Annotated in this window: 21 protein-coding genes; 16 read left to right on the top strand and 5 right to left on the bottom strand. The window is 34.7% G+C overall.

The genetic code is table 11. The features are described 5' to 3' along the window. Positions 1-37: 37 nt before the first annotated feature. Positions 38-976 carry a bifunctional riboflavin kinase/FAD synthetase gene (gene ribF / locus GQ596_RS08045; RefSeq protein ID WP_160401158.1) on the bottom strand — a complete coding sequence of 313 codons (939 nt, stop codon included), beginning with the start codon at positions 974-976 and terminating at the stop codon, positions 38-40. A 160-nt stretch (positions 977-1,136) separates the two neighbouring features. After that, the gene (folE, locus tag GQ596_RS08040) at positions 1,137-1,796 is read right to left on the bottom strand and encodes a GTP cyclohydrolase I FolE (RefSeq protein WP_160401157.1); all 660 of its coding nucleotides are present in this window, start codon (positions 1,794-1,796) and stop codon (positions 1,137-1,139) included. Between the two features lie 197 nt (positions 1,797-1,993). Between folE and polA the strand changes: the two genes are divergently transcribed. The 12 genes from polA to GQ596_RS07980 all read left to right on the top strand — a co-directional run bounded on the left by polA (position 1,994) and on the right by GQ596_RS07980 (position 15,877). After that, entirely contained in the window at positions 1,994-4,768 is a 2,775-nt protein-coding gene (gene polA / locus GQ596_RS08035) for a DNA polymerase I (RefSeq protein ID WP_202113772.1), read from the top strand. Between the two features lie 278 nt (positions 4,769-5,046). Beyond that, a complete protein-coding gene (gene gltX / locus GQ596_RS08030; RefSeq protein WP_160401156.1) occupies positions 5,047-6,471 on the top strand; it encodes a glutamate--tRNA ligase in 1,425 nt (474 codons plus the stop codon). Between the two features lie 78 nt (positions 6,472-6,549). Then, positions 6,550-8,199, top strand: a complete 1,650-nt coding sequence (locus tag GQ596_RS08025; protein ID WP_160401155.1) for a YdbH domain-containing protein — start codon at positions 6,550-6,552, stop codon at positions 8,197-8,199. An 11-nt stretch (positions 8,200-8,210) separates the two neighbouring features. Continuing rightward, positions 8,211-8,396 (top strand): YnbE family lipoprotein, encoded by a 186-nt coding sequence (locus GQ596_RS08020; RefSeq protein WP_160401154.1) that lies wholly within the window; start codon positions 8,211-8,213, stop codon positions 8,394-8,396. A 102-nt stretch (positions 8,397-8,498) separates the two neighbouring features. Beyond that, positions 8,499-8,843 carry a YdbL family protein gene (locus tag GQ596_RS08015; RefSeq protein WP_160401153.1) on the top strand — a complete coding sequence of 115 codons (345 nt, stop codon included), beginning with the start codon at positions 8,499-8,501 and terminating at the stop codon, positions 8,841-8,843. Between the two features lie 163 nt (positions 8,844-9,006). Further along, positions 9,007-10,680 carry an asparagine synthase B gene (gene asnB / locus GQ596_RS08010; RefSeq protein WP_160401152.1) on the top strand — a complete coding sequence of 558 codons (1,674 nt, stop codon included), beginning with the start codon at positions 9,007-9,009 and terminating at the stop codon, positions 10,678-10,680. Positions 10,681-11,009: 329 nt separating this feature from the next. Beyond that, positions 11,010-11,990 (top strand): D-isomer specific 2-hydroxyacid dehydrogenase family protein, encoded by a 981-nt coding sequence (locus GQ596_RS08005; protein ID WP_160401151.1) that lies wholly within the window; start codon positions 11,010-11,012, stop codon positions 11,988-11,990. Positions 11,991-12,050: 60 nt separating this feature from the next. Beyond that, a complete protein-coding gene (locus GQ596_RS08000; protein ID WP_160401172.1) occupies positions 12,051-12,872 on the top strand; it encodes a PTS sugar transporter subunit IIC in 822 nt (273 codons plus the stop codon). A 43-nt stretch (positions 12,873-12,915) separates the two neighbouring features. Further along, entirely contained in the window at positions 12,916-13,776 is an 861-nt protein-coding gene (locus GQ596_RS07995) for a PTS system mannose/fructose/sorbose family transporter subunit IID (RefSeq protein ID WP_160401150.1), read from the top strand. A gap of 32 nt (positions 13,777-13,808) precedes the next feature. Further along, positions 13,809-14,306, top strand: a complete 498-nt coding sequence (locus tag GQ596_RS07990) for a PTS sugar transporter subunit IIB (protein ID WP_160401149.1) — start codon at positions 13,809-13,811, stop codon at positions 14,304-14,306. A gap of 21 nt (positions 14,307-14,327) precedes the next feature. Next, the gene (locus tag GQ596_RS07985; RefSeq protein ID WP_160401148.1) at positions 14,328-14,771 is read left to right on the top strand and encodes a PTS sugar transporter subunit IIA; all 444 of its coding nucleotides are present in this window, start codon (positions 14,328-14,330) and stop codon (positions 14,769-14,771) included. Positions 14,772-14,923: 152 nt separating this feature from the next. Next, positions 14,924-15,877: a hypothetical protein gene (locus tag GQ596_RS07980; RefSeq protein ID WP_160401147.1), complete on the top strand. Its 954-nt coding sequence runs from the start codon at positions 14,924-14,926 to the stop codon at positions 15,875-15,877. Between the two features lie 52 nt (positions 15,878-15,929). Here GQ596_RS07980 and satP read toward each other — a convergent pair whose 3' ends face one another. After that, positions 15,930-16,508 (bottom strand): acetate uptake transporter, encoded by a 579-nt coding sequence (satP, locus tag GQ596_RS07975; RefSeq protein WP_160401146.1) that lies wholly within the window; start codon positions 16,506-16,508, stop codon positions 15,930-15,932. A gap of 230 nt (positions 16,509-16,738) precedes the next feature. Between satP and dnaK the strand changes: the two genes are divergently transcribed. Both dnaK and dnaJ read left to right on the top strand, forming a co-directional pair. Beyond that, complete coding sequence (gene dnaK, locus GQ596_RS07970) at positions 16,739-18,658, top strand: molecular chaperone DnaK (RefSeq protein ID WP_160401145.1); 1,920 nt, start codon at positions 16,739-16,741, stop codon at positions 18,656-18,658. Between the two features lie 128 nt (positions 18,659-18,786). Beyond that, positions 18,787-19,911, top strand: coding sequence for a molecular chaperone DnaJ (gene dnaJ / locus GQ596_RS07965; protein WP_160401144.1), 1,125 nt, complete (start codon positions 18,787-18,789; stop codon positions 19,909-19,911). Positions 19,912-20,111: 200 nt separating this feature from the next. On the opposite strand, the gene GQ596_RS07960 is transcribed toward dnaJ, so the two are convergent. Together GQ596_RS07960 and GQ596_RS07955 are read right to left on the bottom strand one after the other, a co-directional pair. Continuing rightward, positions 20,112-20,681, bottom strand: coding sequence for a hypothetical protein (locus tag GQ596_RS07960; protein ID WP_160401143.1), 570 nt, complete (start codon positions 20,679-20,681; stop codon positions 20,112-20,114). A 19-nt stretch (positions 20,682-20,700) separates the two neighbouring features. Next, the gene (locus GQ596_RS07955) at positions 20,701-21,252 is read right to left on the bottom strand and encodes a hypothetical protein (RefSeq protein ID WP_160401142.1); all 552 of its coding nucleotides are present in this window, start codon (positions 21,250-21,252) and stop codon (positions 20,701-20,703) included. 325 nt (positions 21,253-21,577) lie between these two features. On the opposite strand from GQ596_RS07955, the gene nikA (GQ596_RS07950) reads away from it, so the two are divergent. Further along, entirely contained in the window at positions 21,578-23,143 is a 1,566-nt protein-coding gene (gene nikA / locus GQ596_RS07950; RefSeq protein WP_160401141.1) for a nickel ABC transporter substrate-binding protein, read from the top strand. A 214-nt stretch (positions 23,144-23,357) separates the two neighbouring features. Further along, a complete protein-coding gene (gene nikA, locus GQ596_RS07945) occupies positions 23,358-24,923 on the top strand; it encodes a nickel ABC transporter substrate-binding protein (RefSeq protein ID WP_202112562.1) in 1,566 nt (521 codons plus the stop codon). The last annotated feature ends 1 nt before the right edge of the window (position 24,924 follow it).

The raw sequence follows: 24,924 nt of genomic DNA, 5'->3' as shown, positions 1-24,924 counted from the left end.
GCTGATTTATTCCAGTTAATTTTGTTGATACTACTTTTTAATTAGTTAATTGTGCACTGATCTTTTTCGCAGTGCAAACATCTCGTGCAATTTGTTGCTTTAAATCGGCTAATGAATTAAATTTTTTTTCGTCGCGTAATTTTTGCACGAATTTTACGTCTAAATATTGTCCATAAATATCGCCCGAAAAGTCAAATAGATTCACTTCTAAAATGGCTGTTTTTCCATGAATAGTTGGTCTTATGCCAATGTTAGCAATGCCGTGATAATGTTGATTATTACAGATATTTTTAACTTTAACAAAATAGACACCTTGTAATGCCGGTTTTTTGCGATGTAAGTGGATGTTAGCGGTTGGAAATCCCAATTGCCTTGCTAAAGCATTACCATGTACTACTCGGCCTTGAATTGTATAATTTCGTCCTAAAAGACAATGTGCTAATTCAAAGTCGTTATTTAATAGTGCTTGGCGTACGGCTGTGCTACTAATTCGTAAGTTATTCCAAACAAATGTCGGCATGCTTTCAACGGCAAATCCGTTATTATGCGCATATCGCTGTAGCAGATTAATATCTCCTTGCCGTTTAAATCCAAATCGAAAATCATCGCCAATAACAATATATTTAGCTTGCAGTTTGTTAATTAACCAATCTTGGATAAAACTGTCTGCAGGCATATTGGCAAAAGTTTGGGTAAACGGAATTACAATAATGTAGTCGATACCTAATTTTTCAATAAAAATGACTTTTTCTTGAAATGACGTTAGTCGTGATGGTGCATTATCAGGGGTAAAAAACTCTAATGGTTGCGGTTCAAATAGCATTACTACCGTTGGTAAATTTAGATTTTTACCTTGTTTAATTAGATGGTTGATCAGTTGTTGGTGCCCTAAATGCACACCATCAAAATTCCCCAATGTTAAAACACATTGAGAAAACTGATTTTTAAAATTTGCTATACCGCGGATAATCTTCATGAAAACAATGTTATTTATACTAAATAGCCAAGAATTATACCAATCTTTCTTGAAGATGCACGCAATATAAAACAGCTTTTTTGCGCTAAATATTTTGTTTTCGTGATAGCTAAAACCAAAGTGGTCGTACTGGGCTTGCCGTGCGGCTAATATCAAATAACTAATAATGGTTTAAAGCACGTAAAAACTCTTGTCTTGTGCTAGGGTTGGTTTTAAATCCACCGCCCAAGGCTGTTGTTGTTGTCATGCTACTTGAGTCTTTAATACCTCTTGCTTTTACGCAATAGTGGGTTGCGTCAATTGAAACGGCAACATTAACCGTTCCGAGTAAAGTTTGTAGGGCAACTAAAATTTGCTGAGTTAACCTTTCTTGTACTTGTGGTCGTTGTGAAAAGAACTCAACAATACGATTGATTTTAGATAATCCTATCACTTTATCTTTCGGAATATAAGAAACCGTTGCTTTGCCATCGATAGTGACAAAATGATGCTCACAAACACTGGTTAAAGTAATGTCTCGAACGGTTATCATTTCGTCTACTTGCATTTTGTTTTCGATTAACGTGATTTTGGGGAAATTTTCATAATAAAGACCAGAAAAGATCTCATCGACATACATTTTTGATACTCGGTGCGGGGTCTCAGCCAAGCTGTCATCAGTCAAATCAAGTTCCATGAGCTTCATAATTTCACGAAAATGAGCTTCAATTTTACTTTTACGCTCGTGATTATCCATTGCTAAACGACAGGATGGGGTTTCAAGGTTTTTAGCAGCGAGTGCTTCTTTAACTTTTTGCGCGGCAAGACTTAATTCGGTCATTATTAAATACTCAGACGAAAATTGATGAAATATTATATAACAGTTGTAAAGCAATATACAGTTTTTTACTGTTCGTCTTATATTGAAACATATCGTAACTTGAAACTTCTTTACACTATATTATTAGTGATGATAAGAATATTATGGCTAATTAGGTTATACTGTACGTCATCGTGTTGAATAATGATTGAGTAACTATGATGTCAAACAAAACGCCGATTATCTTAATTGATGGATCTTCTTATCTTTACCGTGCTTTTTTTGCTTGTCCGCCGTTAACTAATACCAAAGGTGAACCAACAGGGGCTATTTTTGGTGTGACTAATATGATTCGCAGTTTAATTAATCAATACAATCCTTCACATGTTGCTGTGGTTTTTGATGCCAAAGGTGGATCTTTTCGTAACGAGATTTATCCAGAATACAAAGCAACGCGAGAGGCAATGCCTGAAAACCTTCGCCCACAAATTGAACCCATTCATGCTATTTTAAAAGCTATGGGCTTACCGCTACTTTGCATTGAAGGCGTTGAGGCTGATGATGTAATTGGGACATTAGCTAGACAAGCAGAAAAGGAAAATCTTGATGTATTGATTAGCACCGGTGATAAAGATATGGCGCAGTTAGTCAGTGAAAAAATTACTCTTATTAACACAATGACTGATACGCTTCTCGATTCGCAAGGCGTAATCGAGAAATTTGGTGTGCCACCTGAAAAAATTATTGATTATTTAGCATTAAGAGGGGATGCATCAGATAATATTCCGGGTATTCCTGGGGTAGGTGAAAAAACCGCACAAAATTTATTAGCCAATTTTGAGGGTTTAAAAGATATTTATAATCGATTAGATGATATTGGAAAATTATCAATCCGAGGAGCGAAATCATTAAAACAAAAATTCATTGATAATCAAAAGCTAGTTGAGCTTTCTTATCTTCTGGCGACGATAAAAACTGATGTTAAATTAGATTTTACTAATGAACAATTATTGTTGGGGGATGTTGATGCTAAAGCGCTGATTGAGTTATTTGGTTATTATGGCTTCCACCGTTGGCAAAAAGAACTCATTGCAGGTACTTTTTTAAAACAACAAAAAAATATACCCATTAATATTGATGATAGTTGGCTTTTGGCTATAGAACAACAGTCTACATCTTCAGAAAAAAAAGATTATCAGTGTATATTATCCAATAAACAGCTAAACAAATGGGTTAAAATTTTAGAAAAAAGTAAACAATTTGCTTTTGATACAGAAACCGATAACATTGATCATGTACATGCTAGATTAGTAGGAATTTCATTAAGTGTTCAACCTAATCAAGCGGTTTATATTCCTCTTTCTCACCAATATTTAGGCGCACCAAAGCAGTTACCAGTCAATGAGGTGTTAGCTAAATTAAAACCAGTATTTGAAAATCCTGAAATCAAAAAAATTGCTCAAAATGCTAAGTTTGATTACAGCGTTTTAGCAAATTATGGAATAACAGTACAAGGGATTTCGTTTGATACTATGATTGAGTCTTATGTATTAAATAGTACTGAACGTCATGATATGGATAGTTTAGCAAATCGTTATTTGAACTACAAAACTATTACTTATGACGAACTAACCCAATCAGATAAAGTGCACGTTACTATCGATACCATTGAAGTGGAAAAAGCAACACAGTATGCAGCCGAAGATGCAGATATTACTTTACAATTACATAATAAATTATGGGAAGAAGTTGGAAAAGATCAAAAAATAAAAAATCTATTTACTGATATTGAAATGCCATTAGTTATCGTGATTGCAGAAATGGAAAGAGTGGGGGTTTTAGTTGATTCTGGTATATTGAATAAACATTCAATCGAGCTTGCAAAAAAAATAAAAGAAATCAAAGAAATGCTGTATGTTTTGGCTGGCGAAAAATTTAATCCAGATTCGCCTAAACAGATTCGAGCTATTTTGTTTGATAAACACCAGCTACCAGTGTTAAAAAAGACACCAAAAGGTGAGCCTTCAACTAGTGAAGACGTTTTGAGTGAACTGGCTAATCAATACGAACTTCCTCGTATGATTTTATTTTATCGTGGTTTAGCTAAGTTAAAAAATACTTATACAGATAAATTACCACTGATGATTAGTCCTGTTGATCATCGGATCCACACTAATTACAACCAAATTGGTACGGTAACAGGGCGATTATCGTCAAATGAACCAAATTTACAACATATCCCAGTCCGTAACGAAGAAGGACGTCGAATTCGACAGGCATTTATTGCGCCAAAAGGCTATAAGATTATTTCGGCCGACTATTCACAAATTGAATTGCGTATTATGGCGCATCTATCAAAAGATAAAAGCTTGCTTAACGCTTTTGCCAACGACAAAGATATTCACCGTGTAACCGCTAGCGAAATTTTCGATAAACCTGAATCTGAAATTACTTCAGAAGAGCGAAGACGAGCTAAAGCCGTCAATTTTGGTTTGATTTATGGAATGAGTGCTTTTGGTTTATCTAAACAAATTAATGTGCCTCGTAAAGAAGCACGGTTTTATATCGATCGTTATTTTGAACGTTATCCCGGTGTTCAACAATATATGGAAGAGACTCGTCAGCTGGCTGCTGAGCAAGGTTATGTTGAAACCTTATCTGGGCGTCGTTTATATTTATCAAAAATCACCTCAACCAATGGTCTTGAGCGTCGAGGTGCTGAGCGAGCAGCAATTAATGCACCAATGCAAGGTACGGCCGCTGATATTATTAAAACAGCGATGATTAAAGTAAGCCAATGGATAAAAAGCTTACCTGTTGGTCATATTAGAATGGTTATGCAAGTTCACGATGAACTAGTCTTTGAAGTGAAAGAAGAACTTATTGAGCAGTATTGCACTAAAATTAAATCAATCATGGAAAATTGTTATCAACTATCTGTACCATTAAAAGTGGATGTCGGGGTGGGTAATAATTGGGATGAAGCCCATTAATCATACTAAAACAGTACTAAATAAATCAGCCTTAAACAATAACTCAAGGCTGATTTTCTATTTAAATACATACTTTTCTGAATTTTTTTACAAATTATATATTAACTTTCTAACATGAATCCAACTATTGCCGAAACCTTTAGGCATGTTAGAATAAGCAACTAAAATGAATGAATATCAAAATGTTATTCTGTTGATTAATATTGTCGAATTAAAAAAGAGCGCAAATCACTGCTTTGCGGTATCAGCCTCGTTTCTGCTTTTATTAGGATTATTTCATGAAAATTAAAACCCGTTTTGCGCCTAGTCCAACTGGCTATTTGCATGTAGGCGGTGCACGAACTGCACTTTATTCTTGGTTATATACTCGTCATGCAAAAGGCTCGTTTGTACTTCGCATTGAAGATACTGATCTTGAACGTTCAACGCCTGAAGCAATTGAGGCAATCATGGAAGGGATGAATTGGTTAAAATTATCATGGGATGAAGGACCTTATTATCAAACTAAACGTTTCGATCGCTATAACCAAGTCATTGATGAAATGTTAGCTAAAGGTTCTGCTTATCGTTGTTACTGTTCTAAAGATCGTCTTGAAAAATTGCGTGAAGAACAAATGGCAAAAGGAGAAAAATCTCGTTACGATGGGCATTGTCGTTGTGATGCTGTACAAAAACAGCACTCACATAATGAGCCTCATGTTGTACGGTTTGCTAATCCAATTGATGGTGTTGTGATTTTCAATGATTTAATTCGTGGGTCGATTGAAATCGCTAATAAAGAGCTTGATGATCTTATCATTCGTCGTACTGATGGTTCGCCAACTTATAATTTTTGCGTTGTTGTCGATGATTGGGATATGGAAATTACTCATGTAATTCGTGGCGAGGATCATATTAATAATACACCTCGTCAAATTAATATCTTAAAAGCCTTAGGTGCACCATTGCCTGAATATGGACATGTATCAATGATTTTAGGTGATGATGGGCAAAAATTATCTAAACGTCATGGGGCGGTTAGTGTAATGCAATACCGTGATGATGGTTATTTACCTGAAGCATTGCTTAATTATTTGGTTCGTTTAGGATGGTCTCATGGTGATCAAGAAATATTTTCTGTTCCTGAAATGATTAGCTATTTTTCATTAGATGCCGTGAGTAAATCAGCAAGTGCCTTTAATACTGAAAAACTACTTTGGTTAAATCACCATTATATTAATCATTTAGATGCAGATTATGTGGCTCAACATTTAGTTTGGCACATGAATCAGCAAGGTTATGATTTAGCAAAAGGTCCAGATCTGATTACTATCATTAAGTTATTTGGTGAGCGTTGTAAAACGCTTAAAGAGATAGCCGAATCATGTTCTTATTGCTATCAAGATTTTGATGATTTTGACGCCGATGCAGCTAAAAAACATTTACGCCCAGTTGCCAAAGAGCCATTAGAAACAATTAGAGCAAAAATTGAAGCTATTGCTCATTTTGATTGGCAAATTGATAAAATTCACCATGCTATTGAGGCAACAGCAGCCGAGCTTAATATTGGTATGGGCAAAATAGGAATGCCATTGCGTGTTGCGGTAACTGGTATCGGACAGTCTCCATCGGTTGATGCTACTGTTTTTGCAGTTGGTAAAGCCCGCACACTTGCTCGAATTGATAAAGCACTAGCTTATATTGCCCAACGAGAACAAGCATAATAAGAGCAGTGTCATTTTATTGCCGGATAATACAGTAATCCGGCAATACCCGTCCTTTGCTTAGTTGAGAGTTTAGATATGGCTCGCTTAAAAAAACGCTATTGGATTTTACTCAGTATTGTACTCCTCATTATGTTATTGAGCTTATGTGTATGGCAATATTGGCTATCATTTAAGGATAAATATCATCTATCGACAGATTGGCATGGTATCAGTGTGAGCTTTGATGGCTTATCTATTGATGAAATAACTGTCTCTCAACCATCGCAATACTCACTAACAGCAAAAAATTTACTGATTTCATTGTCACTGTTATCGGCCGATGAACTGGATATTTACTGGCAATCAGACGATAAAACAGTCATAGATACTACTCAAAAAGAAGTGGCTGAAACGCTTGATCAAAACCTTAATCAGGACGTTAACCAAGCTGGTGATGATGCGTCATCCATTTCGACGATACTTTACTGGTTACCATCAAAAATTCATGTTGATTCGTTAAAATTTTATACACAAAATAACGAGCAATTTAACGTAAAAATTGATATCACCAAACAACAAGATGTAATACAGTTGGTCATGTCAACTAATAGCCAATATGTTGCAAAACTGTCGGCTAATTTACAATTTAATACGACAGTTAATACAACTGTTAATACAACAGAGCCACGTATTGATATACACAATGGACTTTTTACCACAACGGTAAACCAATTTGGTATTGAAAATGGGCAATTAAATTTACCTTTCAGTGGTTGGATTAACCGTAAACGGTTAAGTTTATCCAGTTTAGATAATGCCTCTATTAGTTTAGCTAAAGCGAATTTTTCTGATGATCTTATCTTAGTTAATTCATCTGGGAATTTAACCTTTCAAGTTGAATCAGCCATTCCATTTGACAACAATCAATTATCTGCCACAACACAGCTTGTTATTAATAAACTCAATGGTATTTATAAAACCAGCGAAATAAAATCTGCGACAGGTAATATTAATTTTGTTGTGAAGAATAATCAGTTTACTATTTCGAGTCCAGCGTTGAATATACAAGAAGTCAACATGGGGTTATCTCTTGAAAAGATCAAATTAGCTGGGGAGTATTTTGCTTCAATTAATGCCCCCGATAAAGGAATCATTAGCTGGACTAAAGCCCAAGCGAGTATTTTTTCTGGTCTTATTTTTCTTGATAAAAGCAAGTTGAATTTGGCGAAATTACCTCAACAATTAAATTTAAAGATAAAACAGATACAATTAAAAGATATTTTTACTCAATATCCAGCAGAAGGGTTAGCAGGCAGTGGCGCGATCGATGGTAATTTACCGATTACATTATTGGCTAATAAGAAAAAAGGTGGCACAATCATTGAGCCGGTTATAAAAAAAGGTCAATTAACTACCACTCAAGATGGATATTTACAATTTGAAAACTCAGCGCTTAAAAGTTACGTACAAAGTAACCCAAACATGAAAATACTCGCTGATATTATTAAAAATTTTCATTATACTAAACTATCAGGAACTGTCGATTATGCCAATGACATTGCCAAACTAGGATTAAATATTCAAGGAAGCAATTTAGATGTTGAAAATGGCAAAGCAGTTAATTTAAATATCAATCTTGAAGAAAATATCACTAAATTACTTATGAGTTTACAGCTATCTGATCAAGTTAGTGAACCTATTCGTAAACGTATTGAAGCACATTTAAAAAGGAAATCTTCAAAATAAGAGGTTATTTTATGGTACGAAATGTTATGGTAATGATGGTATTAGTAGGAACGTTACTTGGATGTTCACCTACTGTCAAAGTTCAAGCACCGAGCGAACCGATTAATATCAATTTGAATGTTAAAATAGACCATGAAATTAATATTAAGGTTGATAAAGCGTTAGATAATATCATCAATAAATCAGGATTATATTAGATTGATCGGTTTGATTGTGTAACACAAAATACTCGGTATTAAAAATTTTTGTTATTCATATTTAAATTAATAAAATATGATGTACTTATTAAGGAGTTTATTATGACTGTCTCTAAAAAAGCAATAATAGCATTATTATCAACTGTTTTATCCTTTTCTGCATTTGCATTAAATCTAGAACAAGCGATGGGTTCATTAAGCCAAGCTAAAGCGCAAGGTATTGTTGGTGAACAAGCTGATGGCTATTTAGGTGTAGTAAAAAACGAAGGTAATGCTACCGAAATTGCACAGCTTATTAATCAGGCCCGTAAAGAACAGTATCAAAAAGTATCAGTCGAAAGTAATGTTCCTTTAAGTGAAGTAGAAAAAAAAGCAGGCACTAAAGCGCAAGAAAAGACCCCAACAGGGCAATATATCAAGCGACAAGGTCAATGGTTAAAAAAATAATTAACGCTTTTATTGTGTATTAATAATGTGTATGCTGTTTGTTTAAATATTTATTCATAATATTTTTTAGATTGAATAAAAATAAAAAATGGTATGAAATTTTTATCTAATTAGTTTTTACTTGTAACAGTATCGCTTATGCGATTTAAAATGGAGAAAATCAATGTGTTCGATTTTAGGTATTCTTGATATTAAATCAGATCCAGAACAACTACGAACAAAAGCATTAGAGCTATCATGCCTACAACGCCATCGTGGTCCTGATTGGTCTGGTATTTTTGCTTCTGATAAAGCTATTCTTGCTCATGAACGTTTATCAATTGTAGATGTTAATACAGGATCTCAGCCGCTTTATAATAAAGATAAAACATTAGTTTTAGCAGTAAATGGCGAAATTTATAATCATCAAGAACTCCGAAATCAGTACAAAGATCGTTATGAATTTCAAACAGGATCTGACTGTGAAGTGATTCTAGCTTTATATCAAGAAAAGGGTATAGACTGTCTTGATGAATTACAAGGTATGTTTGCATTTATCCTTTATGATATCAACAAAGGTACCTATTTTATTGGTCGTGACCATATTGGTATTATTCCAATGTATACTGGTCATGATGAAAACGGCACATTTTATGTTGCATCTGAAATGAAAGCTTTAGTCCCTGTTTGTAAAACAATTGAGGCATTCCCTCCTGGGTGTTACCTATCTAGTACTGAAGGTGAAATCAAAACCTACTACAAACGTGACTGGATGGATTATGACAACGTTAAAGATAACAAAACTGATATCAATGAGCTTCGCGTTGCGTTAGAAGAGTCAGTAAAAAGTCATTTAATGTCTGACGTGCCTTATGGCGTTTTATTATCCGGTGGCCTTGATTCTTCGGTTATTTCAGCCATTACTAAAAAATTCTCAGCGCGCCGTGTTGAAGATCATGAAAAATCAGAAGCATGGTGGCCACAGTTGCATTCGTTTGCTGTCGGTTTAAAAGGTGCACCTGATCTTAAAGCTGCGCAAGCGGTCGCCGATCATCTAGGTACAGTTCATCACGAAATTAACTTTACCATTCAAGAAGGTATTGATGCAATTCGTGATGTGATTTATTTCATTGAAACTTATGATGTCACCACCATCAGGGCTTCAACACCAATGTATTTAATGGCTCGTAAGATTAAAGCGATGGGTATTAAAATGGTGCTTTCTGGTGAGGGTGCTGACGAAGTGTTTGGTGGCTACCTCTATTTCCATAAAGCCCCAAATGCCAAGGAATTCCATGAAGAAACTGTACGCAAATTAGCAGCGTTACATATGTATGATTGTGCGCGTGCAAATAAAGCGATGGCGGCATGGGGTGTGGAAGCTCGAGTTCCATTCCTTGATAAAAAATTCCTAGATGTTGCTATGCGTATTAATCCAAAAGATAAAATGTGTGGCAGCAATGGCAAAATGGAAAAGCATATTGTTCGTGAAGCATTTGAATCTTACTTACCTGCATCAGTTGTTTGGCGTCAAAAAGAGCAATTTTCTGATGGTGTGGGTTACAGCTGGATTGATACATTAAAAGAGATTGCGGAAAGTAAAATTACCGACCAACAATTAGAAAACGCCAAATTCCGCTTCCCATACAATACGCCAACATCAAAAGAAGCCTATATGTATCGTGAAATTTTTGACGAATTATTCCCTGTCGAAAGTGCTGCACATTGTGTTCCGGGTGGTCCAACTGTTGCTTGTTCTACCGCTAAAGCAATTGAATGGGATGAATCGTTCAAAAACCTAAATGACCCATCTGGACGTGCGGCAGTAGGTGTGCATAATGATGCTTATAAAAAATAAAAGATTAAATTCAAAATAATCTTATCCATTCAAATTTATAAAAAGGGCTATATGCCCTTTTTTTTTAAGTAAGAAAATCATTTTCAAATACTAAATCTGAGTTTAATCGATACAAATCATTTGTTTTTTGATGCAACAAGCTAATCATTTATTGAATTATTTAATAGAAAATTTTTTATTAAATATGTGATCTAAATTCACTTTTTTTAAAATTTAATAAACTATACTAAATGTTACCAGTCACATAATAGCTGGATGGAAATAAAACGATATTTATTTACTAATAAATATAATTGTAAGAGTGGTTATTTATTAACTAGGAGCATTGAGTGAAAAACTATAAAATTGCAATAATCAACTCAAGTAGTTTTGGAAAATATTTTCCTAATCATTTAGAGCGATTAGAAAAAATAGGTGAAGTGAAACATTTTACCTTTGAAAATAATATTTCTGGAAAGGAATTAGCTGAAGCATTGCAAGGGTTCAATATTTTTATTGCAAGTGTTAGGCCATTTTTTAATAAAGATTTTTTTGATAATAAAAAAGATCCGTTATTTTTACTTTCTCGTCATGGCATAGGTTTTAATAATGTTGATGTAGTTGCTGCTAAACAGCATGGTACGATTGTTACTATTGTACCTCCTTTAGTTGAACGTGATGCGGTTGCTGAAAATGCAGTAACAAATTTATTGGCATTAATTAGACAAACAGTCCAATCTCAGGCTGCGGTTAAAGAAAATGAATGGAAAAAAAGAGCCTCTTTTTTAGGTGTTAATGTTACGGGTAAAGTTGTTGGTGTTATTGGATGCGGTAACATTGGTAGTCGGGTAGCAGAAATATTCAAACATGGTTTTAATGCTCGATTACTTGTCGTTGATCCTAAAGTAAACAAAGAATGGGCAAATAAAAATAATATCGAAATTGTTGAATTAGATTATTTACTTCAAAACGCTGACATCATCTCTTTAAATGCATCATTGAATGAAACTAGCTATCATATTTTAAAAGAATCTCAATTTTCTTTAATGAAAAAAGGTGTTTATATTACTAATACTGCACGAGCTGAATTGATTGATGAAAACGCATTACTAAATGCACTTGATAGTGGTATTGTTGCTGGTCATGCAACTGATGTAATGTATGTTGAACCTTCATACAACGATCATCCTTTAGTTCAGCATCCTAAAGTGCTTGTTACTCCTCACACATCTGCTTATGCAATTGAATGTTTGCAAGGTATGGGTGAAAAATGTGTACAAGATGTAGAAAAATTTGTTAATAATTTAGAACTACAATCAGTAGTTTCTTAATAGTTTATTTTAACTTTTTGATTAATAATAAAAACATTAAGGGGTTTATATATGCAAGAAATGCATGTAACGTTTCTTCAAGCAGCAATTATTTCCATATGGGTTGCAATGGTTATGTCACGAGGATTGGGTGGAGCGACATTAACGTTGAGGTTCACGCCAATGATGACTGGTTTAATTGTTGGTGTTGTTTTTAATGATATTCCAAATGCTATGATCACAACAGCAGCAATACAATTGATTTATATGGGAGTTTTTTCTCCAGGCGGCCAAATGCCATCGGAGCCAGCTATTGCGACTGCAGTCGCGGTTCCTGTTGCATTACTTGGGAAAATGGAACCAACTGCCGCAGTAGCAGTTGCTGTGCCGGTTGGTTTATTAGGATCTTATTTGTATCAACTAAGATTTTTCTTTAACACGATGATTATGAAATTAACTGAAAAGTATGCGAAAGAAGCAAATAGTTCAGGGTTAACCTTTTCCATAATCATATTGCCAATAATTTGTAGTTTTGCTCTATTCGTCCCGTTTATGTTTGTAGCATTATATTTTGGTGCACCGATTATTGCTGATGTTATTAAGTCTAATGCAGGTGGTGTTGTTTTCCATATCCTTAACGTCATTGGTGGTGGGCTTGCCGCAGTTGGTATTGCATTAACCATTTACGTTATTGGTAAAAAGAGCTACATCATTTTCTTCTTATTAGCTTATTTTATGGCAGTGATGGCGAAACCTCTTAATATAACTATGGTAACGTATGCGATTGTGGGTGCTATTGTGGCCTTTATTTTTGTTCTTGCGAAAAGTGAAGCAGTAAATTTAGCTGCGGATCAGCCTAACAATAATTCAAATAATAACAATCAAGACGATGATGATTATTAATCTATAGTGATTTAATTAATCAATTAGATAGAGGAATTTTATAATGACAGAAATAGTACAAGAAAGTATTGATTTAAAACCAGAAACCATTACTAAAAAAGATATCACTTTTGCTTGGTTGCGATGGTATTATGCTAACGAAATCCCACACTCATTTGATCGATATCTTGCGGCATCATTGATGTGGGGATTAATGCCTATTCTTAAAAAATTATATAAATCAAAAAGTGAATTAGCGGCAGCTTACCAACGACATTTATTGTTTTTTAATACTCAAATCACTTGGGGCGGTGGGACAATTTCAGGAATTATGGCCTCACTTGAATCAGTTAGAGCCGATGAAGTATATCAAAATAAACCAATCAGTATTGATGATGATGTACTTTATAATACTAAAGCTGGGTTAATGGGGGCATTAGCGGGTATTGGTGATGCAATTGACTCTGGAACTATACAATATATTTTTATTGCGATTGCACTTCCTTGGGCACAAGACGGATTAGCAATTGGTGCATTATTTCCTTTTGTTGCTTTTGTAATATATCAACTTTTTGTGGGATATTATTTTGCACAGCTAGGATTTAAATTAGGTAGAAATGCTGCTGCCGAAGTTGTAGGCAATAAAATGCAAATGCTTATTGAAGGGTTATCTATTTTAGGTCTATTTATGATGGGTATTTTAGCTGCTAGCTATATTAAAGTATCATCAAGTCTAAAATTTACTTTATCAGGCAAAGAGTTTGTTATACAAGATACATTGGATAAAATTTTACCAGGTGTGTTACCACTTGTTGTTGTTATGGGGTTATACTTTTATTTTTCAAAGAAAGGATTAAAAGTAACCAATGCATTAGTTGGGTTAACAGCCATACTTGGTGTTTTAGCTGCAATTGGTATTTTATAAAATAATTATATAAAAAACAGAGGTTTTAAATTATGGGAAAAGTTGTTTTAGCTCGAGTAGATAGTCGTCTTATTCACGGTCAAGTTGCAACAAATGTTTCTAAAGCGGCAGGAGCTAATGCCTTATTTGTAGCTGATGATTACTCAGCAAATGATGAGTTTACGAAAAACATTATTCTTGGTGCTGGTGCTAGCACTGGTCATAAAATTAGGGTATTGAAAGAAGATGGTGCGGTAAGATATTGGAATGATCGCCAGTATGATGATTTTAATGTTATTTTAATTACAAAGAACATTGAAGTAATGTATAAAATTATTAAAGCGGGAGTTCCAATAACAAACCTGAATATTGGTGGGTTACCACTAGTTCCTGGTGCAACATCAATCATTAAAGAAGTGTCAATTAATAAAGAACAACTAGATTTATTAATCGATTTACAAAAAAGTTTCCCTAATATGGATATCTACTTCCAGGCAACGCCTTCTTTGAAAAAAGTAACATTAAATGAAGCAATCAAAATGTTTGGATAGTAATAGTATAGGGTGATACATATGATAGGTGTTTTATTAATTAGCCATGGAAAGATGGCTGAAGGAATAAAAGATAGTGTAACAATGATTGTTGGAGAACAAGACAAATTTGAATCATTAGCACTTAACCCGGGGCAAGATATCAACCAATTAAAAACGGATTTATTTAATTGTACTAAATCGTTAGACTCTGGTGATGGTGTTTTAATTTTTGTCGATCTCTATGGTGCTTCGCCTTATAACGCATCAATGAGATGTGTGCCTCAATGGAATGAGCTAGGCATGAATGTCCATGTTATTACTGGCATGAGCTTACCAATGGTAATTAATGCAGTATGCAACAGAGACTCACTATCATTACAAGAGTTAACAAAAGAGTGTATTGAAGCAGGGCATGAAAATATTCAAGATGCTATTGCTAATATTACACATTCCAATAAATCTGAAAGTGAAGACGATTATTAATTAGTCTAATTTGGCTAATAATATTATTTATTAAGTTGATAGTTTTTAGTCTAAATCTATCAACTTATTTTTTATCTTCATAGTTAATTGGATTGTATAAATACCTATTAACCATATTATGTTAAAATTTATATTTAAATAGTTTATTAAAAATGGAAATACTTAAAGATCTTGTACTGCGATATTGTGTCATATTTGGCAAACGGTTTTCTTCTAAAGAAAAGATCGCTTTTTTAAGAGTGATATCTAAAGAACTTGGTCAATTAGGCTATATGGTTGATGCAAAACTTGCCAAATTGAAATTAGCTACAAGGCGGTATGAAAACTACTACAATGCTTATATTGGTGATTTAAATAAAGCCGAATTAATTATCTGCACTTACTACGATACAGGTATTAATCATTTTAATCTTCAAAAAAAATACGCATTCACGCGGCAATTTAATAAATTAAGTTACTTTATCAGTATTGCACCTATTATATTTTTATTTATTGCATCGATTTTATTAAATTATTTTGTTTTTCTTCCAAATATTCGTACTCAAGGATTTTTCAGCATTTCTGGGATTTGCTCTGTTATTTCAACTGTTTTGCTGTTTTTTCTTGTATTTAAGTTTAAAAGTGGCATTCCTAATCAAAAGAATTTTGTTTGTAATTCATCAAGTATTATCACTATTATTAACTTAATCAATAAACTCGATAAAAAAGACAAGAAAAAAATAGCTTTTGTTTTATATGATGGTGGGAACAGTAGTCAATATGGTTTAAAAATGTTGGAAAACTACTCCGACAAAATGAAAGACAAAAAATTTATTTTTATAGATAGCATTGGCAATGGCGATAATTTAATTTTTCTAAAACCACAAGAGTCAAATCTAAAAATAGAAGGTGAGACTTTTTATACAGGAAAAATAGAAACTCAATTACCAAATTACATGATGATCACATCAGGTGATGTTAATAAAGATGGTAAAATTATTATTAACAATGCCCATTCATCAAAGGACAGCTATTTATCCGATGAAATAATCGAAAAGCATACTCAATCACTTCGTGATGTATGTCGATCACTAATGATGCATTATACCGATAAAAATCAAAAGTAGTTTTAGGGGGATAATCACATCTACCGCTTGCGGGGTAGATGTGATAGACAAATTAATGCGAAGCGCCTTTAGGTGCACCAATTGGTAAAATAGTACGTCCGTATTGTTCATTAAGTACTTCTGCCATGGCAAGATAAATAGCACTTGCGCCACAAATAATACCTTCAAAACCAGCGATATGGATAATACCATGGTTACCAGAAATATTACCAATAGCTAATAAAGCAAATAACACTGTCAAACTAGCAAAAACAAATTGTAAAGCACGATTTCCTTTTAGCGTACCAATAAACATAAAGCCAGTAAAAATACCCCATAAGGCAAGGAAAATACCAACAAAAGTCGCATCAGTTGGTGCTGTTGCCGGTGAAGTTGGTAAATACCAAATACCCACTAACGCAATCCAAAAGAAACCATAAGAGGTAAATGCTGTTGTACCAAAGGTATTGCCTTTTCTAAACTCTAGAATACCTGCAATCACTTGAGCAAGACCACCATAAAAAATACCCATTGATGCAATCGCCGTCATAACCGGGAAAAATCCTGCATTATGAATATTTAATAAAATTGTTGTCATACCAAATCCCATCAAACCAAGAGGGCCTGGATTTGCAAGTTTTGCTTGTTCCATAAAGATCCTATAAATTAATTTTGATAATGAAAAAGTGCGGCAATAATAAGTGTTGAAAGGGCTATAATCAAGATTTAAGAAAAATTATTTTTTTGTTCCCCTTGATATTAACAATAACGTTCCCATTTATGTGAAAACAAAAACATTTCTTGTGGAATTTAAGGGCTTGAAAATTAATATTTAAGACCTATATACAAGAAATAAAATACAGGTTTTGAGGAGAATAGATTATGGGTAAAATTATTGGTATTGATTTAGGTACAACAAATTCATGTGTTGCTGTAATGGACAACGGTCAAGCAAAAGTATTAGAAAACGCAGAGGGTGATCGTACAACTCCTTCCATTATTGCTTACACACAAGACGGTGAAATCTTAGTTGGTCAACCAGCAAAACGTCAAGCAGTAACCAATCCACAAAACACATTATTTGCAATTAAACGTTTAATTGGACGTCGTTATGAAGACGCTGAAGTACAACGTGATGTTGGTATTATGCCGTATAAAATTGTAAAAGCAGACAACGGCGATGCATGGGTTGATGTTAAAGGACAAAAAATTGCTCCACCACAAATCTCAGCTGAAGTTTTAAAGAAAATGAAAAAAACAGCAGAGGATTACCTTGGCGAAGCAGTAACTGAAGCGGTTATTACTGTTCCTGCTTACTTTAACGATGCACAACGTCAAGCAACAAAAGATGCTGGTCGTATTGCGGGTTTAGAAGTTAAACGTATTATCAACGAACCAACAGCTGCAGCACTTGCTTATGGTTTAGATAAAGATGTGGGTAACCGCACTATTGCTGTGTATGACCTTGGTGGTGGTACATTTGATATTTCTATTATCGAAATAGATGATGTTGATGGCGAAAAAACATTTGAAGTACTCGCAACAAATGGTGATACTCACTTAGGTGGTGAAGATTTTGACTCACGCTTAATCAATTATTTAGTTGACGAATTTAAACGTGAACAAAACTTTGATTTGAAAAATGATCCACTTGCAATGCAACGCTTAAAAGAAGCAGCTGAAAAGGCGAAAATCGAATTATCATCAGCACAACAAACTGATATTAATTTACCTTATATCACTGCTGATGCTAGTGGTCCAAAACATCTTAATATTAAAGTGACTCGCGCTAAACTAGAATCTTTAGTTGAAGATTTAGTAAAACGCTCAATGGACCCAGTTAAAACTGCATTACAAGATGCTGGACTTTCTGTATCTGATATCAAAGATGTTATCTTAGTTGGTGGTCAAACTCGTATGCCAATGGTACAAAAAGCCGTTGCTGACTTCTTTGGTAAAGAACCACGTAAAGATGTAAACCCAGACGAAGCCGTTGCCGTTGGTGCAGCAGTACAAGGTGGTGTACTCGGTGGTGATGTAAAAGATGTTTTATTACTTGATGTAACCCCATTATCATTAGGTATTGAAACCATGGGTGGTGTTATGACAGCCTTGATTGAGAAAAACACAACTATCCCGACAAAACATAGTCAAGTGTTCTCAACAGCTGAAGACAACCAATCAGCGGTAACGATCCACGTATTACAAGGTGAACGTAAACGTGCCAGTGATAACAAATCGCTAGGTCAATTCAACCTAGATGGCATTCAAGCTGCACCTCGTGGTATGCCACAAATTGAAGTGACTTTCGATATTGACGCTGATGGTATCTTACATGTATCAGCGAAAGACAAAAACACGGGTCGTGAACAAAATATTACTATTAAGGCTTCATCAGGTTTAAGTGAAGAAGAAATTCAAAAAATGGTTAATGATGCGGAAGCTAACGCTGATGCAGACCGTAAGTTTGAAGAACTAGCTCAAATTCGTAACCAAGCAGACCACCTTGTTCACTCAACTCGTAAACAAGTGACTGAAGCAGGTGATCAGTTATCAGCTGACGACAAAAAAGCCATTGAAGATGCAGTAAGTGCTTTAGAGGTTGCCGCTCGTGGTGAAGACAAAGCCGAAATTGAAGCAAAAATTAATGCGTTAATGGAAGCGTCTAAAAAATTGCTTGAATTAGCACAACAACAAGCTCAAGCAAGCCAAGGTGCGGGTCAATCTGCAGGTGGAAGCACAGCAGCAGAAGATGACATTGTTGATGCTGACTTCAAAGAAGTTGATGAAGATAAAAAATAATCATTAATTAGTATGTTTTTTAATGCGTTATTTCAACAAATGTTAAACATATAACACATTAAACGGGCACGAGGTCACCTCAAGCCCGTTTAGTTGTTTATGAAAAGAGATAAAAATAAAGGTTAATTATGGCGAAGAAAGATTATTATGAAACATTAGGCGTAAGCAAAAATGCCAGTGAAAGTGAGATAAAAAAAGCCTATAAGCGCCTAGCAATGAAATATCACCCTGACAAAAATCAGGATAATAAAGCCGAAGCCGAAGCAAAATTTAAAGAAGTCAAAGAAGCTTATGAAATTTTAACAGATCCACAAAAGAAAGCGGCTTATGATCAATATGGCCACGCCGCTTTTGAACAAGGTCATGGTGCGGGTGCAGGCGGATTTGGAGGATTTGGCGGATTTGGTGGTGGTTCTGCCTTTGATGACATATTCAGTGACTTCTTTGGGGGGGGGCGACAAACATCATCTCGAGGTGCAGATTTACAATACAATATCACACTAACACTAGAAGAAGCCGCATCAGGTGTTGAAAAAGAACTCAAGGTCCCAACTTGGGTAACGTGTAATACTTGCCATGGTCAAGGCACAGAAAAGGCTTCTGATGTTGTAACGTGTAACACTTGCCATGGCTCTGGTGCTGTTCAAATGCGACAAGGTTTTTTTGCAGTACAGCAAGAGTGTCCAACTTGTCATGGACGTGGTAAAGTTGTAAAAAATCCATGTAAAAAATGTCATGGTGAAGGAAGAGTTGAAAAAACTAAAACACTTTCTATCACGATTCCAGCCGGTGTTGATACAGGTAACCGTATTCGACTTTCTGGTGAAGGGGGAGCCGGTTTAAATGGTGCGCCAGCAGGTGATTTATGTGTACAAGTACAAGTGAAACCGCATGCTATTTTTGAACGTGATGGCACGAATTTACATTGCGAAATTCCAATTAACATCGTATTGGCATCGCTTGGTGGTGAAGTGGAAGTGCCAACCTTAAATGGTAAAGTTAGCTTGACTATTCCAGCAGAAACCCAAACAGGTAAAATGTTCCGCCTAAGAGGAAAAGGTGTTAAATCCGTACGAAATAGTGCCGTTGGGGATCTTTATTGCCATGTTGTGGTTGAAACGCCAGTGAACTTAACCAGTAAACAAAAAGAGTTACTCAAAGAGCTAGGCGAAAGTTTCAAAGCCGATAAAAATGCTAAACACAGTCCCAAGGAAAAAAGCTTTTTTGACAAAGTGAAAAAATTTTTTGGTTAACTTGATATAGCAAAAGCACGATTGAACAGTAAAATAACTTGTTCAATCGTGTGGTAGCCAACACTTAAACCTCTACATCTAGCCATATTCTTCACAAAAACAAAAAAATTTTAGGTAACAGTTAGTCAGTATAGGTATTAACTCTATTAAAGTTTTTGGTGTCTTTTAGCCAAATTAACTGGTTATACAACTATTTTTTACTACGACTTTATTTTTTGCTTACGATATTTATCGGTCAAAATTGTGACATAAAACTTACCGTCAGTTTCTGGGGATAGATGTAAAAAGTATGGTTTATAGCTCCATATTTTATTTCCTACTATGTTTTTATATTCTTCTTTACCATATTTTTGGGTTAATTCTTTATAAACCTTCTGTTCTGTTTCTGCTGTGTATGTCATTTTTTGATAAACATTGAACACAACCATTTGGATAGGGTTACGCTCTAAGTCATCTTCAAGTGTAATTGTTAATTTTTCGTCTTGATTGTTGGCATTTAAAGTTATTTCATAGCTTTTGATTGTGCCTTTGATTATTGATTTTTCGCCTATTTTGGTTGGCGGTAATGCCATTTGATACTCACTAACAGTAAAGTCATTTTCAGAAAGATGATGTTTATTTTTGAGTAATTCAATTAGTTCTGGTTCGGTTATTCCAAGTTTAACCCCTGCAAGCTCAAGATTTTCTGCCTGCTTTTTGGTTAAACCATCAGCCCAACAAGTTGGGATACAAAATAACAAAGTGAATAATAAAAAGCACTTTTTTAACATTGTTTAGTTCCTAGTTGTGTTATAGTCCATTGCTTCGAATAGATACATAGAATTTACCCTCAGTTTCTGGGGATAAGCCTAAATGGTATGAGTTGTAACGCCAGACTTTTATTCCGAAAAAGTTTGTTGTTTCTTCCTTACCATATTTTTTGGTTAACTCCTTATAAACCTTCTGCGCACTTTCTACTGTATATGGCATGGTATGATAAATACTATAAACCACCATTTTTTGTGGAGGATTATGTGTGATATCGTCTTTAAGTTGAATTGTTAACGTTTCTTCAGGATGGTTGGTATTTAAAACGACTTCATAGATCTTGATTGTGCAAGTAGTTATGCTTTTTCCATCTATTTTGGTTGGCGGTAATGCCATTTGCTGCTCATTAACAGTAAAGTCATTTTCAGAAAGGTGATATTTGTTTTTGAGTAATTCAACCAGTTCTGGTTCGGTTATTCCAAGCTTAACCCCTGCAAGTTCAAGATTTTCCGCCTGCTCTTTTGTTAAACCATCAGCCCAACAGGTTGGGATACAAAATAACAAAGTGAATAATAAAAAGTAACTTTTTAGCATTGTTTCTTTCCTATTTGTGTATTAATTCCTTAAGTTATTATTTTATTATAATAAAATAATAACTTAAGCACCAGTAAACAATAAAAAAACAGTCATGGTGCAATCTAGGAAAAATCAAATAGTTATGTAAAATATAGCAAGATACTAATATTTTACAAATCATAAAAGCCATGAATACTTATCTTTGATAACCCACATTCAATTAACTATTTTAATCATGATGATTTTTAAGATGTTTTTTTGTTAGAGTAATCAAATGATATTTATTATCATTTGTGTTTATGCTACTATTTTAGCTTTGATAATGATAATTAATGGATTTTGTATGCATTTTAATTTTAGCTGTATAAAACGTTTATTCATTGCTTTGCTTTTAACAACCATGAGTCTTAACTGTTTTGCTAAAAATGATATTACTTTTGCCAATTCACGCGATATTCGTGATTTAAATCCTCACCTTTATTCTGGCGAAATGTGGGCACAAAATATGATTTTTGAGTCACTTATTCATTATAATGAAGATGGTACCTTTTCACCTTGGCTGGCTGAAAGCTGGACCATTACTAACAACGGTAAAACGTATACGTTTAAGTTAAGAAAAGATGTCACTTTTAGTGATGGTGCTAAATTTGATGCCCATAGCGCAAAGCTAAACTGGGATGCCGTGCTGTCAAATAAAGTGCGCCATACTTGGCTTGAAATGGTACGCCTAATTACCGAAATCAAAGCCGTAGATGATTATACTTTACAAGTTAACCTATCAGAACCTTACTACCCATTCTTGATTGAAATTGCCGTTACAAGACCAATGCGCTTTATTTCACCAAATTCTATGATTGATGGTGAAACTAAAAATGGTGTTAAATCTTATATTGGTACAGGTCCTTATATTTTAGGCGATCATAAAAAAGATCAGTATGCTATTTTTAATGAAAACCCTAACTACTGGGGCACAAAACCACAAATTAAAAAGGTCACAATGAAAGTGATTACTGATGGTCAAAGTCGTTTGATGGCGCTTGAAAAAGGTGAAATTGATCTCATTTACGGAAAAAACGTAGTTGATGCCGATTCATTTGAACGATTTACTAAAATGGATAAGTTTCAAACATTAATGTCGAAACCAATTTCGAGCCGAATCATATTAATGAATACAACAAGACCACAACTTAACGATGCCAATGTGCGCCGAGCCATTGAGCATATCATCAGTAAAAAAGATATTTCAGAAGGTATTTTTAATGGCAGTGAAGCGCCAGCCGATACCTTAATGGCAACCAATATTCCTTATGCTAATATCGGGTTAAAACCTTATGAGTATGATACCAACTTAGCAGCACAATTACTTGATAAAGCGGGTTGGGTTAAAGTGGATGGTGAGCATTATCGTCAAAAAGAAGGGAAACCGTTCGAAATTACTCTTTACTATGATAGCAACACAGCCTCGCAAAAAACCATTGCTCAATACATGCAAAATGAATTTGAAGAGATGGGGTTAAAAATGAATATTCACGGTGAAGAAGAGCAAGGGTATCGCGATCGTCAAAAAGCTGCTGATTTCGACATGGTTTTTGATCTTTCTTGGGGGACACCTTATGATCCGCAGTCTTTTTTATCTGCAATGAAATTGCCTGTCTGGGGTGACTATATGGCGCAACAAGGCTTAGCAGAAAAGGCTAAAATTGATGCAAGTATTAGCAAAGCGCTTATTTCCACCGATGAACAAGAGCGACAAGCGCTTTATCGTTATGTATTTGAAACGCTCCATAACGAAGCGGTATACATTCCTTTAACTTACGAACGTAATCGTGCAATTGCAATAAAATCATTAAAAGGCATTGAATTTGCGCCGTCACAATATGATATTCCATTTGATAAAATGCATTTTTAATTGGCTAATTTGGTTTATCAAGCAATAAAAAATCTAATGATGATACTAACTCTTATTGGTATCATCATTTATTCAATTTTCACTAGCTCCAATTTATCATTTTAATCATGATGATTTTTAAGATGTTTTTTATTAAAGTAACCAAATGATATTTATTATCATTTGTGTTTATGCTACTATTTTAGCTTTGATAATGATAATTAATGGATTTTGTATGCATTTTAATTTTAGCTGTATAAAACGTTTATTCATTGCTTTGCTTTTAACAACCATGAGTCTTAACTGTTTTGCTAAAGATGATATTACTTTTGCAAACTTTCGTGATATTCGTGATTTGAATCCACACCTTTATGGTGGCGAAATGTGGGCGCAAAATATGCTTTATGAGTCGCTGGTTCATTACAACGAGGATGGTACCTTTTCGCCTTGGCTTGCTGAAAGCTGGACTATTACTAACAACGGCAAAACGTATACGTTTAAGTTAAGAAAAGATGTCACTTTTAGTGATGGTGCTAAATTTGATGCCCATAGCGCAAAGCTAAACTGGGATGCCGTGCTGTCAAATAAAGTACGCCATACTTGGCTTGAAATGGTACGCCTAATTACCGAAATCAAAGCTGTAGATGATTATACTTTACAAGTTAACCTATCAGAACCTTATTACCCATTCTTGATTGAAATTGCCGTTACAAGACCAATGCGCTTTATTTCACCAAATTCTATGATTGATGGCGAAACTAAAAATGGCGTTAAATCTTATATTGGTACAGGTCCTTATATTTTAGGCGATCATAAAAAAGATCAGTATGCTATTTTTAATGAAAACCCTAACTACTGGGGCACAAAACCGCAAATTAAAAAAGTCACAATGAAAGTGATCGCTGATAACCAAAGCCGTTTGATGGCGCTTGAAAAAGGTGAAATTGATCTTATTTACGGTAAAAATATGGTCGATGCTGATTCGTATGAACGATTTGCTAAAATGGATAAGTTTCAAACATTAATGTCAAAACCTGTTTCAAGTCGAATGGTTTTGATGAATACAACAAGACCACAACTTAACGATGCCAATGTGCGCCGAGCTATTGAGCATATCATCAGTAAAAAAGATGTTTCTGAAGGTATTTTTAATGGTAGTGAAGCCCCAGCCGATACCTTAATGGCAACCAATATTCCTTATGCCAATATTGGACTAAAACCCTATCAGTACGACACAAAATTAGCAGCACAACTACTTGATAAAGCGGGTTGGGTTAAAGTGGATGGTGAGCAATATCGTCAAAAAGAAGGTAAACCGTTCGAAATCACCCTTTACTATGATAGCAACACAGCTTCGCAAAAAACCATTGCTCAATATATGCAAGATGAATTTGAACAAGTTGGTTTAAAATTGAATATTCACGGTGAAGAAGAGCAAGGGTATCGCGATCGCCAAAAAGCCGGTGATTTTGATATGGTTTTTGATATTTCGTGGGGGATGCCTTATGATCCGCAGTCTTTCTTATCTGGCATGAAGTTGCCTGTTTATGGTGATTATATTGCTCAGCAAGGCTTAGCAGAAAAGGCTAAAATTGATGCAAGTATTAGCAAAGCGCTTATTTCCACCGATGAACAAGAGCGACAAGCGCTTTATCGTTATGTACTGGAAACGCTTCATAACGAAGCGGTATACATTCCTTTAACTTATGAACGTAACCGCGCGATTGCTATTAAGTCACTAAAAGGCATTGAATTTGCGCCGTCGCAATTTGATATTCCATTCGATAAAATGCACTATTAAT

Origin of the sequence: Gilliamella sp. Pra-s60, assembly GCF_009795755.1 — a bacterium.
Lineage (GTDB): Bacteria > Pseudomonadota > Gammaproteobacteria > Enterobacterales > Orbaceae > Gilliamella.
Note: the sequence above shows the minus strand (reverse complement) of the source record. Positions and strands in the feature narration are given on the sequence as shown.

Excerpts from the sequence above, each read along its gene's own strand:
- ribF (WP_160401158.1), bottom strand. The coding sequence starts at position 976 with ATGAAGATTATCCGCGGTATAGCAAATTTTAAAAATCAGTTTTCTCAA.
- folE (WP_160401157.1), bottom strand. The coding sequence starts at position 1,796 with ATGACCGAATTAAGTCTTGCCGCGCAAAAAGTTAAAGAAGCACTCGCT.
- polA (WP_202113772.1), top strand. The coding sequence starts at position 1,994 with ATGATGTCAAACAAAACGCCGATTATCTTAATTGATGGATCTTCTTAT.
- gltX (WP_160401156.1), top strand. The coding sequence starts at position 5,047 with ATGAAAATTAAAACCCGTTTTGCGCCTAGTCCAACTGGCTATTTGCAT.
- GQ596_RS08025 (WP_160401155.1), top strand. The coding sequence starts at position 6,550 with ATGGCTCGCTTAAAAAAACGCTATTGGATTTTACTCAGTATTGTACTC.
- GQ596_RS08020 (WP_160401154.1), top strand. The coding sequence starts at position 8,211 with ATGGTACGAAATGTTATGGTAATGATGGTATTAGTAGGAACGTTACTT.
- GQ596_RS08015 (WP_160401153.1), top strand. The coding sequence starts at position 8,499 with ATGACTGTCTCTAAAAAAGCAATAATAGCATTATTATCAACTGTTTTA.
- asnB (WP_160401152.1), top strand. The coding sequence starts at position 9,007 with ATGTGTTCGATTTTAGGTATTCTTGATATTAAATCAGATCCAGAACAA.
- GQ596_RS08000 (WP_160401172.1), top strand. The coding sequence starts at position 12,051 with ATGCATGTAACGTTTCTTCAAGCAGCAATTATTTCCATATGGGTTGCA.
- GQ596_RS07995 (WP_160401150.1), top strand. The coding sequence starts at position 12,916 with ATGACAGAAATAGTACAAGAAAGTATTGATTTAAAACCAGAAACCATT.
- GQ596_RS07990 (WP_160401149.1), top strand. The coding sequence starts at position 13,809 with ATGGGAAAAGTTGTTTTAGCTCGAGTAGATAGTCGTCTTATTCACGGT.
- GQ596_RS07985 (WP_160401148.1), top strand. The coding sequence starts at position 14,328 with ATGATAGGTGTTTTATTAATTAGCCATGGAAAGATGGCTGAAGGAATA.
- GQ596_RS07980 (WP_160401147.1), top strand. The coding sequence starts at position 14,924 with ATGGAAATACTTAAAGATCTTGTACTGCGATATTGTGTCATATTTGGC.
- satP (WP_160401146.1), bottom strand. The coding sequence starts at position 16,508 with ATGGAACAAGCAAAACTTGCAAATCCAGGCCCTCTTGGTTTGATGGGA.
- dnaK (WP_160401145.1), top strand. The coding sequence starts at position 16,739 with ATGGGTAAAATTATTGGTATTGATTTAGGTACAACAAATTCATGTGTT.
- dnaJ (WP_160401144.1), top strand. The coding sequence starts at position 18,787 with ATGGCGAAGAAAGATTATTATGAAACATTAGGCGTAAGCAAAAATGCC.
- GQ596_RS07960 (WP_160401143.1), bottom strand. The coding sequence starts at position 20,681 with ATGTTAAAAAAGTGCTTTTTATTATTCACTTTGTTATTTTGTATCCCA.
- GQ596_RS07955 (WP_160401142.1), bottom strand. The coding sequence starts at position 21,252 with ATGCTAAAAAGTTACTTTTTATTATTCACTTTGTTATTTTGTATCCCA.
- nikA (WP_160401141.1), top strand. The coding sequence starts at position 21,578 with ATGCATTTTAATTTTAGCTGTATAAAACGTTTATTCATTGCTTTGCTT.
- nikA (WP_202112562.1), top strand. The coding sequence starts at position 23,358 with ATGCATTTTAATTTTAGCTGTATAAAACGTTTATTCATTGCTTTGCTT.